We start from the raw sequence: 13,458 nt of genomic DNA, 5'->3' as shown, positions 1-13,458 counted from the left end.
CAGACAAGGACCCGCTGCATGCCACCAGACCGCGAGCGCCTAGCCCGCATGCTCTTCGAGGAATACATCGAGATGTATGCCGCGCGCGATGGGCGGTTGCTGGCGCGCTTCAGCGACAACTTCAGCGGCTTTTCGGGCAGCAGCGACAAGCTGCTCAAGACCCGGGCGGAATGGATCGAGGTGACCCAGCAGGACTTCGCGCAGGTGCCCACGCGCATCGGCATCGACATGGTGGACCTGTTCGTGCAGGACCTGGGCCCCGACCTGCTGGCAGCCAACGCCTTCTTTCACATCCACCTGCCCATCCCTGACGCGCTGTTCGCCCGCGAGACGGCCCGCAAGGTGGTTCTGTTTCGGCGCGAGCCCGCAACCGAAGGGCTGGGCGCAGACAGGGGCGAGGGCGACTGGAAGATCGCCCACGTGAGCGTCTCCATCCCCTTCGGCAAAGCCCACGGCAGCGAGGTGTACCCCATCGAAGACCTGCGCCAGCGCAACCGCGAGCTGCAGGCGCTGGTGGATGAGCGCACCGAGGCCCTGGCGCAGGCCAACCGCCGCCTGGAGCTGTTGAGCAATACCGACGGCCTCACCGGCATTGCCAACCGCCGCCACTTTGACGAGGCCCTGGCGCGCGAGTGGGCGCGTGCGCAGCGGGCCCGCGCGCCGCTGGCGCTCATCATGCTGGACGTGGACGTGTTCAAGCATTTCAACGACCACTACGGCCACCTGGCGGGCGACGCCTGCCTGCAGGCCCTTGCCCTCACGCTGGCGCAGACGGGTGCGCGGCGCGAGGGCGACGTGGCCGCGCGTTTCGGCGGCGAGGAGTTCGTGGTGCTGCTGCCGGGATCGGACCTCGAGGCCGCTGCCGACGTAGCGCGCCACATCCAGCAGGCCATCGTCCAGCTGGCGTTGCCGCATGAAGGCTCGCCGCACGGCATCGTCACCGTGAGCTTCGGCGTGGCCAGCCTGCATCCGCAGCGCGACCAGCTGCCCGAAGAGCTGGTGCGCCAGGCCGACCGCGCCATGTACCGCGCCAAACAGGGTGGGCGCCACAGGATCGAACTGGCACAGGTGCAGGGCGAGGGGCGGGGGAGTGGCGGCATTGAACCGTAGGCGATGCCGTCAGTCGTTGCACTGGCGCGTTTGGGTGCGACTATGAATTTTCGCTACGTGCGCAGGGTAGATTTGTCTGCGGGAATTGTGCTCATCGCGCTCATTGCGCTTTTGAGGGAGCGTGAGTCTTGAGTTAATGGAAACGCCAGCGCTGGAACGATGACTGAAATCGACCAGAGCGGACAAAGGAGGCCTGGAACAGAGGCAACTCAAAGTCCCGTCAGGTGGTAAACGAGGCTTGCAAGAAGCTGCTTACTCAACTCTAGATCTTCTCCCATATTTCTTGATCGACATATGAGAAAGTTACGCCTGCGCGACCGCTTTTTGGTGAAGGTATGAATTGGTATTTCACAACCCTACCTGATGACCAGAAGGTCGAAAAGCTCAATCGATCCTGCTCCTGATTCCAGCGCATGTCAGACACTTCTGGAATCTCTCCGTCAAACTTGTCTGATACAGAAACATGCGGTTTTCCGTCAAGGAAATCGATCCGGATCTCGATATCCGAGAAGCCGTCACAGCACTTCCAAGTTCCGACCAACGGGTGCCGGGAGTTGATGTCAACAATTTTGGTCATGGTCTGTAGAAATGCTGTGCTGAATATGAAACTAGGCCTGCTTTCTGCTGTCGGCCAACAGCAGTTGGTGGCGTGGAGCCGAAGGCCGTCAGCCTGATGGATGGGTTACGCCACGCGGCAGCCTGATTGAAGGATTAGGTTTCACTAAGGTAGCCCCCCTCCACCTGCTGCTGCTGATTCTTAAAGATGGCCATAGCCGTTTTCATTCGCATGAAGCCGAACTTTCTGTAGAACGGCTCTTTGCCAGGGACCGCATACAAGATGATTTTCTTGTGGCCGGATGACATTTCCACCAAGTCACTGACAACCTGTTTGCCGAGGCCTGTGCCTTGATGGCTGGGCAGTACGGCAACGTCGCATATGTACGAGCAATCTCCGCCATCAGCGAGCGCGCGCCCCGCCGCCACAAGCTTCGCATTCTGGTAGACGAAGCACGTGAACATGCTGTTGGAGAAGACTCTCTGCAGATGAAGCGGCGGCTTCTCGCCTAGTGGGGCTGCCCGATAGAGGGCAGAAAGCTCTTCCCAATCGACTCCCTCGGTGGAGTGTTTCCATTCGAGTGGCATTTGTGACTCCAATGTCCGCTTGTAGCCGGATTCAGCCCGATGCCCTTGGAGCGCTGGGGACCGTCCGGGAAGTGCAGTGCGTGCCTCATGCGAGGCGCCCTGAGTCTAGTAGATGATCTACGAAGCTCTCGTGCAGTCCTTCTCCAATGCTCTTGCCGTCCCCATCAACGACGTAAAGGCGCCCATGCTCAGCATGGCGTGTACCTCCGTCGAGCGCTACAAAACTGGTATGGGCAAAGCCACGCAACCCCTCGTGAAGGACCGCACGGCTTGAAGATCGACGTTGGCAGCGGTGAGGGCCTTCGAGATCACGCGATAGGGTCCCGCATCGTCTACCCATTCGAGCGGCGCCTCTGTGTTCGACAGCGAATCCGTCATGCCGGACACCCAGCCGGTTTGAATTTGCGCAACGTTCGCTTCTGGCCGACAACTGAAGTGCAGCCGCGTGCTGCGACCAACCGCCTGGCAATCAATGTCCGCAATGTCGCCGGCCAAGGCCATTCCGGGTTTTCCCGCAGCCGCGCACCAAACTGGTGACAATGGCCGACTATGCAGACTACCCGTTTCTTCAAGATGGCCCTGATCCTGGGCCTGCTCTCGGCCATCGGCCCTTTCGCCATCGACATGTACCTGCCGGCACTGCCGGAAATCGGCGCCAGCCTGGGGGCCGATGTGTCTGCCGTGCAGTGGAGCCTCACGGCCTTCTTCGTCTCGCTGGGCGTGGGCCAGCTGTTCTACGGTCCTATCTCCGACATGGTGGGGCGCAAGCCGCCGCTGTATGCCGGGCTGCTGCTCTTCACCCTGGCCAGCGTGGGCTGTGCATTGGCCACCGACATCGAAACCCTGGTGGCCCTGCGCTTCGTGCAGGGGCTGGGCGCAGCGGCGGGCATGGCGATCCCGCGCGCCGTGGTGCGCGACCTGCACACCGGCACTGAAGCCGCGCGCCTGATGTCGCTGCTGATGCTGGTGTTCAGCATTTCGCCCCTGCTGGCGCCGCTGGCCGGCAGTGGCGTGATCGCCGTGACGGGGTGGCGCGGCGTGTTCTGGGCAGTGGCTGTGGCGGCAGTGGCAGGGCTGGTGCTGGTGTCCCAGGGCCTGCAGGAAACGCGGCCCGCGGCCGACCGGCTGGACAGCAGCCTGGGCAGTGCGCTGTCGGGCTATGCGCTGCTGCTGCGCGATTGGCACTACCTGGGCCTGGTGTTCATCGGCGGGTGTTCGATGGCGGGCTTCTTCGTGTACCTGGCGGGCTCGCCCTTCGTGCTGATCAACCACTACGGCCTCACGCCCGTTCAGTACAGCCTGGCGTTCTCGGTCAACGCGGCGGCCTTTTTTGCGGCGGCGCAGTTCAACGCGCAGCTGGGCCGCAGATTCGGCCTGGTGCCCACGGTGAAGGCGGCGGTCACTGGGGCGGGCGCGGTCATGGTGGCCATGCTGTCGTATTACCTGGCTGGCGGCGACCAGCTGGCCGTGCTGCTGGGCCTGTACTTCATCGCCAGCGCGCTGATGGGGCTGGTGATTCCGACCACGTCGGTGCTGGCGCTGGAAGAGCATGGCGCCATTGCCGGTACCGCGTCGGCCTTGCTGGGCACGCTGCAGATGCTGATCGGTGCCGTGGCCATGGGCGTGGTGGGCCTGTTCGCCACGGGCAAGCCACTGCCGATGGTGGTGGGCATGGCCAGTGGCGCGCTGATGGGCCTGCTGCTCACCTGGCTCACGCTGGGCCGCCCTCGGGCCCCTCGCTCCGAAGCGCAAGGCCAGGCCTTGTAGCCCGTGGTCCATGGGCGTGCTATTGATAAGATAGCTGACAACGCTTTTCCAACAAGCGTTGGAGCACGCTAGAAGCAGATTTTCGGGCGTTTGAGCGACGGGAGATGCGATCTTGCCGGTGCTCCGCGCCCTACGCCGGGGTTTCGGCAACCGCTCCGCCTGTGCCGGCGCTGGCGCTGCCCGTGGCTGCTGCCACGGCACGCGCCAACCACAAGACCGTGTGCGGTGCCGATCCTTCGGCATGGTTGCTGATGCTCACGAAGGCGTTCTGCCCGCGCCCGGTCATCCCGGCGATCACGGCGGCCAGCTCGTTGCGGGTTTCTTCGTCGGGGTGGTGCAGGCGGTCGTAGGGCTCATAGAGCTTCTGGGCTTCTTCGTAGCCGTAGGGGCCGTGGATGGGGTGCAGATTCCAGCGGCAGACAAGCGGGCCGGGCCACAGCGCGCGCAGCACCGGCAGCTGGTCTTTGAGGGGCGGCATCTTGGGGTGCAGGCCCAGGCAGTAGGTGGCGCCTGCCTCGCGCAGCACGGCGGCGAACGCGGGCGTCAGCCATTCGGGGTCACGCACTTCCACCGCGATCACGCCATCGGGCGCCAGGGGCGCCAGCGCGGGCTGTGCCAGCAGCATGGCGCGCAGGCGCTCGAGCAACTGCGGCATGCGGTCCAGCTGCGACAGCGGCAGCGGGCTGAGCTGGAACACCAGCGCGCCGAGCTTGTGCGCGAGGCCCTGCAGCGCCGGCTCCACGAACTCGCTGCGCGCCAGCTCGGGGTTCAGGAACGCGGGGTTGGGCTCGCGGCCCCGGCCGTCTTCGGCGCGCACCAGCGCGTCGGTCACCAGGCTCGGGGCCTTGACCACGAAGCGGAAGTCGTCGGGCACCTGCGAGGCATAGCGCTCGTACTGGCTCACCGTGAGTGGCCGGTAGAAGCTGCGGTCGATGCTCACGGTGCGCAGCAGCGGGTGCTGGGCGTAAACGGCCAGGCCCTGCTTTGACAGCATGGATTCGGAATGTTCGCCCTCCCACACCAGGCCCTTCCAGCCCGGGTATGTCCAGGACGAGGTCCCCAGGCGCAGGCGCTGCGGCAGCGCGGCTGCCAGGGCGCGCAGTGCGTCGTGCCCCGGGGCGGGGTGCACGCCCGTACGGCGTGGCGCGGGGGCGGCTTCAGGCTTCAGCGTCCTGGTGGGTGAGGGCGAGGGCGGCGGCGCCGGCGGGCCGCCGAACAGGTCGTCTTGCATTCAGGCGGGGCGAAAGGGGCTTTCGAGCACGGGGCACAGAATCACAAGCTGCCGAACAACCCGCTTTCGTCAAGCAGCTCGTAGGTGATTTCAGGGCGCTGGTCCAGGCTTTTCTTGATGGCCGCAGGGATGGCCTGGCGTGTCTTGCGACACAGCCCGGGCTGCTCCAGCACCAGGATGGCAATGCCGCGCAGGGTGCGCACCTCGTTCGGCCCCGGGGTGATGGACAGTCGCACGCCCAGCTGCTGCTCCATGCGGTCCTGCATGCGGCGCAGGTCTTCCAGGCTGGTCAGGTTTTCCAGGCGCTCCATGAGCTTTTTCTCTTCGGCCCGCGTGAGGCGCAGGATGCGCACGTCGCCGCCGGGTGCCGCCATCAGCTCGTCCCGGCCGCAGACGCAGGTGCCTGGTGGGCATTCGGTGCGGATGGGGAAGGGCAAGGGAGTCGTCATGGCCAGCACCGGCATTCTAGGGATGTCCGGCCCACCCTGCGGTGCAGCAGGGCTCGGCGCGGGTGTGTCGGCTTTCGTCGGGGGCGCTGCCCTGGGGGCGGGGGAAGGCCCGGGCGCCTGTGGCAAACTCCCGCGCTTCGCGTTTTGTTTGGGAGTCCGGCCCGCGGCCGGCTCCTGTCAGTCAGAGAGAGTTTGCCCACACATGCAGCAGATCATCCGGCAGTTGGCCGCAGAAATCAGGGTCAGTGAACAACAGGTACGCGCAGCGGTGGAGCTGCTGGACGGCGGTGCCACGGTGCCGTTCATCGCGCGCTACCGCAAGGAAGTGACCGGTGGACTGGACGACATCCAACTGCGCGAGATCGAGGCGCGCCTGTCTTACCTGCGCGAGCTGGAAGAGCGCCGCGCGGCTGTGCTCAAGGCCATCGACGAGCAGGGCAAGCTGACGGACGCGCTGCGCGCTGCCATTGCCGCTGCGCCCACCAAGCAGGAGCTGGAAGACATCTACCTGCCTTTCAAGCAAAAGCGCCGCACCAAGGGCCAGATCGCCCGCGAGTTCGGCATCGAGCCGCTGGCCGACAAGCTGTTTGCCGACCCCACGCTCGACCCCGCCACAGAAGCGGCTGCCTTCACCAAGCCCCCTGAGGTGCTGGACGACGGCAAGCCGGGCGCGGATTTCTCGACCGTGCCGGCCGTGCTCGACGGCGTGCGCGACATCCTGTCCGAGCGCTGGGCCGAAGACGCCGTGCTGGTGCAGAACCTGCGCGAATGGCTGTGGGCCGAAGGTCTGCTGCGCAGCAAGAAGGTGGAGTCCAAGAACGAGAACGACCCCGAGGTCTCCAAGTTCCGCGACTACTTTGACTACGACGAGCCCATCGGCCGCGTGCCCTCGCACCGTGCGCTGGCCGTGTTCCGTGGCAGGGGGCTGGAGATCCTGGAAGCCAAGCTCGTGCTCCCAGTGGAGCCCGAGCCTGGCAAGCCCAGCCTGGCCGAAGGCAAGATCGCCCTGCACCTGGGCTGGAGCCACGCGGGCCGCCCGGCCGATGATTTGGTGCGCAGGTGCGTGGCCTGGACCTGGCGTGTGAAGCTGTCGCTCTCCACCGAGCGCGACCTGTTCGCCCGCCTGCGCGACGACGCCGAGAAGGTCGCCATCAAGGTGTTTGCCGACAACCTGCGCGACCTGCTGCTGGCCGCGCCGGCCGGCCCGCGCGTGGTGATGGGCCTGGACCCGGGCATCCGCACCGGCGTGAAGGTGGCCGTGGTCGACGCCACCGGCAAGCTGGTGGAGACGGCCACGGTGTACCCGCACGAGCCCAAGCGCGACTGGGACGGTTCGCTGTTCACCCTGGCCAAGCTGGCGGAAAAGCACGGCGTGAACCTGATTGCGATCGGCAACGGCACGGCCAGCCGCGAGACCGACAAGCTGGCCGCCGACCTCATCAAGATGGCCGCCAAGGCCGAGCGCGCCATCGAGAAGGTGGTGGTGAGCGAGGCCGGCGCCTCGGTCTATTCCGCCAGCGAGTACGCCAGCCAGGAGATGCCCGACGTGGACGTGAGCCTGCGCGGCGCCGCCAGCATTGCGCGCCGCCTGCAGGACCCGTTGGCCGAGCTGGTTAAGATCGACCCCAAGAGCATCGGCGTGGGCCAGTACCAGCACGACGTGAACCAGAGCGAACTGGCGCGCACGCTGGGCACGGTGGTGGAGGACTGCGTGAACTCGGTGGGCGTGGACCTGAACACGGCCAGCGTGCCGCTGCTCTCCCGCGTGTCGGGCCTCTCGGGCAGCGTCGCCAAGGCCGTGGTGCGCTGGCGCGAAGCCAATGGCGCCTTCAAGAGCCGCAGGCAGCTGATGGATGTGGCCGGCCTGGGCGCCAAGACCTTCGAGCAGAGCGCGGGCTTTTTGCGCATCCGGGGCGGTGAGAACCCGCTCGATATGACCGGCGTGCACCCCGAGACCTACCCCGTGGTCGAGCAGATCATGGAGAGGACGGGCAAGCCCGTGGCCGAGATCATGGGCCGCGCCGACATGCTCAAGACCCTCAAGCCCGAGCTGTTTGCCAACGACAAGTTCGGTGTGATCACCGTCAAGGACATTTTGGCGGAGCTGGAAAAGCCCGGCAGGGACCCACGCCCCGACTTCAAGGTGGCGCGCTTCAACGACGGCGTGGAAGACATCAAGGACCTCAAGGAAGGCATGATCCTGGAGGGCACGGTGAGCAACGTGGCCCAGTTCGGCGCGTTCATCGACCTTGGGGTGCACCAGGATGGCCTGGTGCATGTGAGCCAGCTGGCGCACAAGTTCGTGAACGATGCGCGCGAAGTGGTCAAGACCGGTGACATCGTCAAGGTCAAGGTCATGGAGGTGGACGTGGAGCGCAAGCGCATCGGCCTGTCGATGAAGCTCGATGCCGCGCCGCCGCGCCAGGGCGGCGAACGTGGCGCGCCGCAGGGCAACCGCTTCGAGGGCGCGGGCCGGGGCTATGCCCAGCCGCAGCGCCGGGCCAGCGAGCCCGCGCAGCAGTCGGCCATGGCGTCGGCATTCGCCAAGTTGCAACAGGCCAAGAATCGTTAGGTGCCAGGCGGGGAGGGCGGGCCATAATCGGCCTACCCAAACCCCCCGGTGCCCTACCCATGGAGTTGAACGCACTGCTGGCCCAACCAGTGGCATTGCCCAGTCTTCCGCGCGCCGTGGCGCTGCTGATGAACGAGCTGGCCCACGAGGAACCGAGCCTGCGGCGCCTGAACCAGCTTTTCGGCACGGACCCCGCGCTGGCCGCCCGGTTGCTGGAGCTGGCGAATTCGGCCACCTTCCAGCTGCCGCGCCAGATCGCGGGCATTCCCGAAGCGCTGGCGCTGCTGGGTACCGTGCAACTGCGCTCGCTGGTGTCGTCCGCCACGTTGGGCACCACGTCGCGCTCGGTGCCGGGCGTGAACATGCAGCAGTTCTGGCGCTACAGCCTGAACACCGCCAAGCTGGCGCGGTCGCTGGCGGGCATCGTGCACCAAAGCCAGATCGCCGCGTTCACGGCCGGCCTGCTGCATGCGCTGGGCGAGCTGGTGATCCACCTGGCCGACCCGGAAAAGGCGCACTCCGTCAACACGCTGGTCGCGCCATTCGACCTGCGGCGCGGCAAGATCGAGCACCGCATCTTCGGCTACAGCTACGGCCATGTCACGGCCGCGCTGGCGCGTCGGTGGCAATTGCCCGAAGCGGTGGTGGACGCTCTTCAGCACCAGGGTGCGCCGTTCGACAACAACGTCTACGAACCGCTGGCGGGCGTCATCCACCTGGCCTCCTGGCGTGCCCGCGCCCGCGAAGTAGAGCTTACCGACAAGGAGCTGGCGGTGTCGTTCCCCGGCGAGGTGGGCCTGACGCTGGGCCTCGACATCGACATGGTCCTGCAGCAGGACCCGATCGACTGGACGGTCAAGCCAGAGGCTGCCGACTACGTCGTCTGAGGGCGCGCTCCAATGCCGGGCACCGCCACGGCGCGACAGGCGCAGCCGCCGCCCTTTGCGACAATCCTCGTCCATGAAAGCCCTGCGCATCTATGCCGGCCCCCGCGCCCGCGAGCACCTTGAACAGCACGGGCTGCAGCCCTCCGACGTCGGCGTGATCCCCGGTGCGGCGGGCGGGCCCAAAGGCCTCATCCTGGGGCCGCTGGACCGCTTCATCTTCGGGCAGTGGCTGCCGCAGTCCGAGCAGCCGGTGCACCTGGTCGGTGCCTCCATTGGCGCGTGGCGCATGGCCACGGCTTGCCTGCACGACCCGGTGGCGGCGTTCGAGCGGCTGGAGCGTGACTACATCCACCAGAACTACGACCTGCCGCCCGGCAAGAAGCGGCCCTCTGCCGCGCACGTCAGCGAGCGTTTCGGGCAGAGCCTCGATGCCTTCTATGGCGGCAGGGTGGACGAAGTGCTGAATCATCCGCGCTTTCGGCTGCACATCGTCACCTCGCGCGGTCGCCACATGCTGCGGCGCGAGCATGGCGTGGCCACGCCCCTGGGCTACCTGGGCGCCTTCCTGTCCAACACCGTGCACCGCAAGGCGATGGGCGCGTGGCTGGAGCGGGTGGTCTTTTCATCGCCCGAGAACGCGCCCGCTGGCGCGGCGGCAGGCGCCTGCGCGGCCTTGCCGTTCGCCACGTCGGACTACCGTACTCGGCAAGTGGCGTTGAATGCAGGCAACTTCATGCCCGCGTTGCAGGCCAGCTGCTCCATCCCCTTCGTGCTGCAGGCCGTGCACAACATTCCGGGCGCGCCGCCCGGGGCGTACTGGGATGGGGGGATCACCGACTACCACCTGCACCTGGCCTATGGCCGGCAGATCATGTCGAATGCTATTGATTTGGTAGCTGGTGGCGCAATGCCAGCGGACGATAGCGGCCAGAATCATTCAAATTCTGGATTGCTTCGCTCGCCTGGGCTGGTCTTGTACCCGCACTTCCAGCACCGCGTGGTACCCGGCTGGCTGGACAAGGGGCTCAAGTGGCGCCACCGTTCCACGTCCGCGCTGGACACCATGGTGGTGCTCTCGCCCAGCCCGGAATGGGTGCGCTCGTTGCCCAACGCCAAGCTGCCGGACCGCAATGACTTCACGCACTACGGCACGGATGGCGCTGCCCGTGCCAAGGCCTGGCTCGCGGCCACGCGCGCGAGCCAGCAACTGGTGGACGAATGGGCCGCGTGGCTCGAACGCCCTGACCTGGGGGCGGTTCAGCGCCTGTAGCCGGCAGGCGCAGCCGCGGGGCGGCGCGCAGCCTCCTGCACCGCCCTGGCGGCGTGGCGCGTGGCGTGGTCCCGTGCCCAGCTGAGCACCTCGTGCGCGGGCATGGGCCGAGCGATGCCGAAACCTTGGGCGCGCTCGCAGCCCAGCTCCAGCAGCTTGGCGCATTGCTCCGCAGTCTCCACGCCTTCCGCCACCGCATGCCGCTGGAAGGCCGCCGCCAGAGCGACGATGGCGCTGACCAGCGTGAGGTCTTCTTCGTCTTCGAGGATGCCGCGCACGAAGGACTGGTCGATCTTGATGGTCTCGGCCGGCAGCCGCTTGAGGTAGGACAGCGACGAAAAGCCCGTGCCGAAGTCGTCCAGCGCAAAGCGCACGCCCAGCGCCTGGCAGCTTTGCATCATGTGGCGCATGTACTGCATGTCTTCCAGCGCAGCCGATTCCAGGATCTCGAGCTCCAGCCGGGTGGGCGAGACTTCGGGGCAGGTGTGCAGGATGTCCTTCAAGCGCTCGACGAAGTTGGGCCGGTGGAAATGCCGCGCGGAGATGTTCACGCTGACTTCCCAGTGCATGCCGGCATCGGTCCAGTAGCGCATCTGGGTGAGCGCCTGGCGCAGCACCCATTCGCCCAGTTCCACCTCCAGCTCCGCGTCTTCGATGAGCGGCAGCACGTGCTGCGGGCCCAGCAGGCCCTGCTCGGGGTGCTGCCAGCGCAGCAGCGCCTCCAGGCCGATGATCTCGCCGGTGCGCAGGTGGACCTTGGGCTGGTAGTGCAGCACCAGCTCGCCCGCATGCAGCGCCCGCGCGACGCGCGTCTGGCGGGTGTGCTGGGTCTGCACGGCGTGGTCGAGCTGCACGTCGAACACGTGCATCTGGTTGCGCCCGAAACTCTTGGCCTGGCACATGGCCTGGTCGGCATGGCGCAGCAGGGTGTCGGGGTTGGTGTCGTCCTGCGGGAACACGGCCACCCCCACGCTCACGGTGGTGGTGATCACCCGGTCGTCGATGGCATAGGGCGCCGCCAGCTGCTGCATCAGCACGCCCACGCGGGATTCGATGGCGGGAACGTCGGCTTGCTCGCCCAGCAGCAGCACGAACTCGTCGCCGCCCATGCGCGCCACCGCGTCCTGCGGCGTGATGAAGGCACCCAGCCGCCGCGCGGTTTCCTTGAGCAGCCGGTCGCCCACGCGATTGCCGTGCGCGTCGTTCACGGCCTGGAAGTGGTCCAGGTCCAGCATGCACACGGCCAGCAGCAGACCTTTTTGCCGGGCCACGAAGATCGCGTGGGTCAGCCGCTCGGCCAGCGCGGCGCGGTTGTACAGGCCCGTGAGGGCGTCGTGCCGCGCGTGCCAGGAGATCTGGTGGCGCAGGTTGCGCGTCTCGGTCACGTCGCGGAACACCAGCACGCAGCCCACGGCCATGCCGTCGCCCTTGCGAATGGCCGACGCCGTGTATTCGATGGCGTAGCGCTCGCCGGAGCGGTGGATCAGCAACTCCTGCGTGGCCTGCTGCAGCGCGCCGGGCTGGGTGTCGCGCTCCGCGGCCGTTTGGGCGGTGCGGCTGGCCGGGTCTTCGTACAGGCGGAACACGGTGTCCAGCTGGTGGCCGATCGCCTGGTCGGCATTGAAGCCCGTCATGAGCTGCGCGGCCTCGTTGATGGTCTCGATGCAGCCTGACAAATCGGTCGTGATGACGCCGTCGCCGATGGACGCGAGGGTGACCTCGGCGCGTTCCTTCTCGGCCCGCAGGGCCTCTTGCGCGCGCTTGCGCTCGGTCACGTCCACCAGGGTGCCGATGGTGCCGGCCAGCTCGCCGCTGGTGGTAGTGAAAGCTGCCTCGTAGTAGGCCATGTCCCGCGGGGGGTGGTGGTTGGCGGGGCGGATGCGGATCTCGTTGTCCTGCGCCATTGCGATCTGCGCAGAGCGCTCGGGCGAAAGCTCCGGCGGATAGAAGGTGCTGGGCGGCGCGGGGTGCGCCAGGTCTGCCCGGGGCTGGAAGAGCCGCTGCCAGGCGCGGTTCACGTCCAGGTAGGTGCCTTTGGGGTCGCGCACGAACACGGGCAGGGGCAAGGCGTCGATGAGCTGGCGCGTGAAGTGCAACTGCTCGCTCTGCAGGCGCTGGGTTTCGCGCAGCGACAGCACCAGCGACTGCACCTTGCCCGCCATGTCGTTGAAGGTGGCGGCCATGGCGCGCGACTCCAGGGTGCCGGTGACCTCCATGCGCGTATCAAGCCGCCCCTGGCGGAAGGCGTCGGTGGCCTCTGCCAGACGGCGCAGCATGCGTGCGTTGGCGCGCAGCAGCAGCGTGAGCAGGAAGAAGATGGTGAAGATGTTGAGCGCCGTGATGCGCAACTGAACGACCACGCTACTCCAGATCTGGCCCGCGAGCGGCACTGCGTGCAATGTGACAGTGAGGCGCCCTGGCGGCCCCGCCAGCGTGTTCTGCCCGAACTGTTGCACCAGCGGCCCTGGGTTGATCCAGTCGATGAACCAGGCGGGCGCTTTGGAGGCAGGAGTGGGGCTGGCAGCTGCCACGGCGGGCTGGGTGCCGACGGTCCATAGGAGAGTCTTCACGGCGGGCGCGTTCGCCAGCGCTTCACGCAGCACAATGGCGGCGCCTTCGGCGTCGCCGGCGGGCAGGGCGGACAGCGCGGGCAACAGGGCATCCCCCGCGCGGCGCAGCTCGGTGGTGGCCAGGCGGTGCGCCTCGGCTGTTTCGGTGGCCAGCAGGTAGTGGTAGCGCACTGCGCTCACCGCAAGGATGATCAGCACAATGGGCACGTACAGGCGCGGGTACGTTCCCCGCCAGAGCCAGTTGCTGAGTTTTCCGGTGCGCATCGTGAGTGGCCTTCCCTGACCCCGGGGTAAGAAATTGTTAATTAATTAATTGTTTGTCGCCCGGAGTCTAGCGCTTCGTGCCAGCGAGGTCGCGCAGGGACAGTGTGGCCTGCCGCTTTTCATTCGGAGGGAGGGTGGCACGGGGGGCTGCACCGTGCCGACGTGCCGCCGGGCCGTAGGGCGCGTTCATGCGTG

General features: G+C 66.7%; 12 protein-coding genes. 7 read left to right on the top strand and 5 right to left on the bottom strand.

The genetic code is table 11. The features are described 5' to 3' along the window. The first annotated feature begins 18 nt into the window (after positions 1 to 18). Positions 19 to 1,110 (top strand): diguanylate cyclase, encoded by a 1,092-nt coding sequence (locus KW835_RS05865; protein WP_218381360.1) that lies wholly within the window; start codon positions 19 to 21, stop codon positions 1,108 to 1,110. Positions 1,111 to 1,372: 262 nt separating this feature from the next. Here KW835_RS05865 and KW835_RS05860 read toward each other — a convergent pair whose 3' ends face one another. Further along, positions 1,373 to 1,687, bottom strand: coding sequence for a hypothetical protein (locus KW835_RS05860; RefSeq protein WP_218381359.1), 315 nt, complete (start codon positions 1,685 to 1,687; stop codon positions 1,373 to 1,375). Positions 1,688 to 1,821: 134 nt separating this feature from the next. Beyond that, positions 1,822 to 2,253, bottom strand: a complete 432-nt coding sequence (locus KW835_RS05855; RefSeq protein ID WP_218381358.1) for a GNAT family N-acetyltransferase — start codon at positions 2,251 to 2,253, stop codon at positions 1,822 to 1,824. Positions 2,254 to 2,365: 112 nt separating this feature from the next. Between KW835_RS05855 and KW835_RS05850 the strand changes: the two genes are divergently transcribed. The 3 genes from KW835_RS05850 to KW835_RS05840 are packed head-to-tail and all read left to right on the top strand — an operon-like array spanning position 2,366 to position 4,020. Beyond that, positions 2,366 to 2,527, top strand: coding sequence for a hypothetical protein (locus KW835_RS05850; RefSeq protein ID WP_218381357.1), 162 nt, complete (start codon positions 2,366 to 2,368; stop codon positions 2,525 to 2,527). Beyond that, entirely contained in the window at positions 2,524 to 2,790 is a 267-nt protein-coding gene (locus tag KW835_RS05845) for a hypothetical protein (protein ID WP_218381356.1), read from the top strand. Before KW835_RS05850 ends, KW835_RS05845 begins: the two co-directional genes overlap by 4 nt. 12 nt (positions 2,791 to 2,802) lie before the next feature. Next, positions 2,803 to 4,020 carry a multidrug effflux MFS transporter gene (locus KW835_RS05840; RefSeq protein ID WP_218381355.1) on the top strand — a complete coding sequence of 406 codons (1,218 nt, stop codon included), beginning with the start codon at positions 2,803 to 2,805 and terminating at the stop codon, positions 4,018 to 4,020. A gap of 130 nt (positions 4,021 to 4,150) precedes the next feature. Here the strand turns inward: KW835_RS05840 and KW835_RS05835 are convergent, their stop codons facing one another. Together KW835_RS05835 and KW835_RS05830 are read right to left on the bottom strand one after the other, a co-directional pair. Then, complete coding sequence (locus KW835_RS05835) at positions 4,151 to 5,251, bottom strand: DUF72 domain-containing protein (protein WP_218381353.1); 1,101 nt, start codon at positions 5,249 to 5,251, stop codon at positions 4,151 to 4,153. 41 nt (positions 5,252 to 5,292) lie between these two features. Continuing rightward, positions 5,293 to 5,700 (bottom strand): hypothetical protein, encoded by a 408-nt coding sequence (locus tag KW835_RS05830; protein WP_218381352.1) that lies wholly within the window; start codon positions 5,698 to 5,700, stop codon positions 5,293 to 5,295. Between the two features lie 202 nt (positions 5,701 to 5,902). Between KW835_RS05830 and KW835_RS05825 the strand changes: the two genes are divergently transcribed. The 3 genes from KW835_RS05825 to KW835_RS05815 all read left to right on the top strand — a co-directional run bounded on the left by KW835_RS05825 (position 5,903) and on the right by KW835_RS05815 (position 10,429). Next, positions 5,903 to 8,272, top strand: coding sequence for a Tex family protein (locus KW835_RS05825; RefSeq protein WP_218381351.1), 2,370 nt, complete (start codon positions 5,903 to 5,905; stop codon positions 8,270 to 8,272). Positions 8,273 to 8,331: 59 nt separating this feature from the next. Further along, positions 8,332 to 9,159 carry an HDOD domain-containing protein gene (locus KW835_RS05820; protein ID WP_218381350.1) on the top strand — a complete coding sequence of 276 codons (828 nt, stop codon included), beginning with the start codon at positions 8,332 to 8,334 and terminating at the stop codon, positions 9,157 to 9,159. A 73-nt stretch (positions 9,160 to 9,232) separates the two neighbouring features. Further along, a complete protein-coding gene (locus KW835_RS05815; RefSeq protein WP_218381349.1) occupies positions 9,233 to 10,429 on the top strand; it encodes a patatin-like phospholipase family protein in 1,197 nt (398 codons plus the stop codon). On the opposite strand, the gene KW835_RS05810 is transcribed toward KW835_RS05815, so the two are convergent. Further along, the gene (locus tag KW835_RS05810) at positions 10,417 to 13,263 is read right to left on the bottom strand and encodes an EAL domain-containing protein (RefSeq protein ID WP_218381348.1); all 2,847 of its coding nucleotides are present in this window, start codon (positions 13,261 to 13,263) and stop codon (positions 10,417 to 10,419) included. The genes KW835_RS05815 and KW835_RS05810 overlap by 13 nt on opposite strands. Positions 13,264 to 13,458 lie beyond the last annotated feature (195 nt).

The organism is Acidovorax sp. sic0104 (genome assembly GCF_019219095.1).
Classification (GTDB): Bacteria; Pseudomonadota; Gammaproteobacteria; order Burkholderiales; family Burkholderiaceae_C; genus Acidovorax.
Note: the sequence above shows the minus strand (reverse complement) of the source record. Positions and strands in the feature narration are given on the sequence as shown.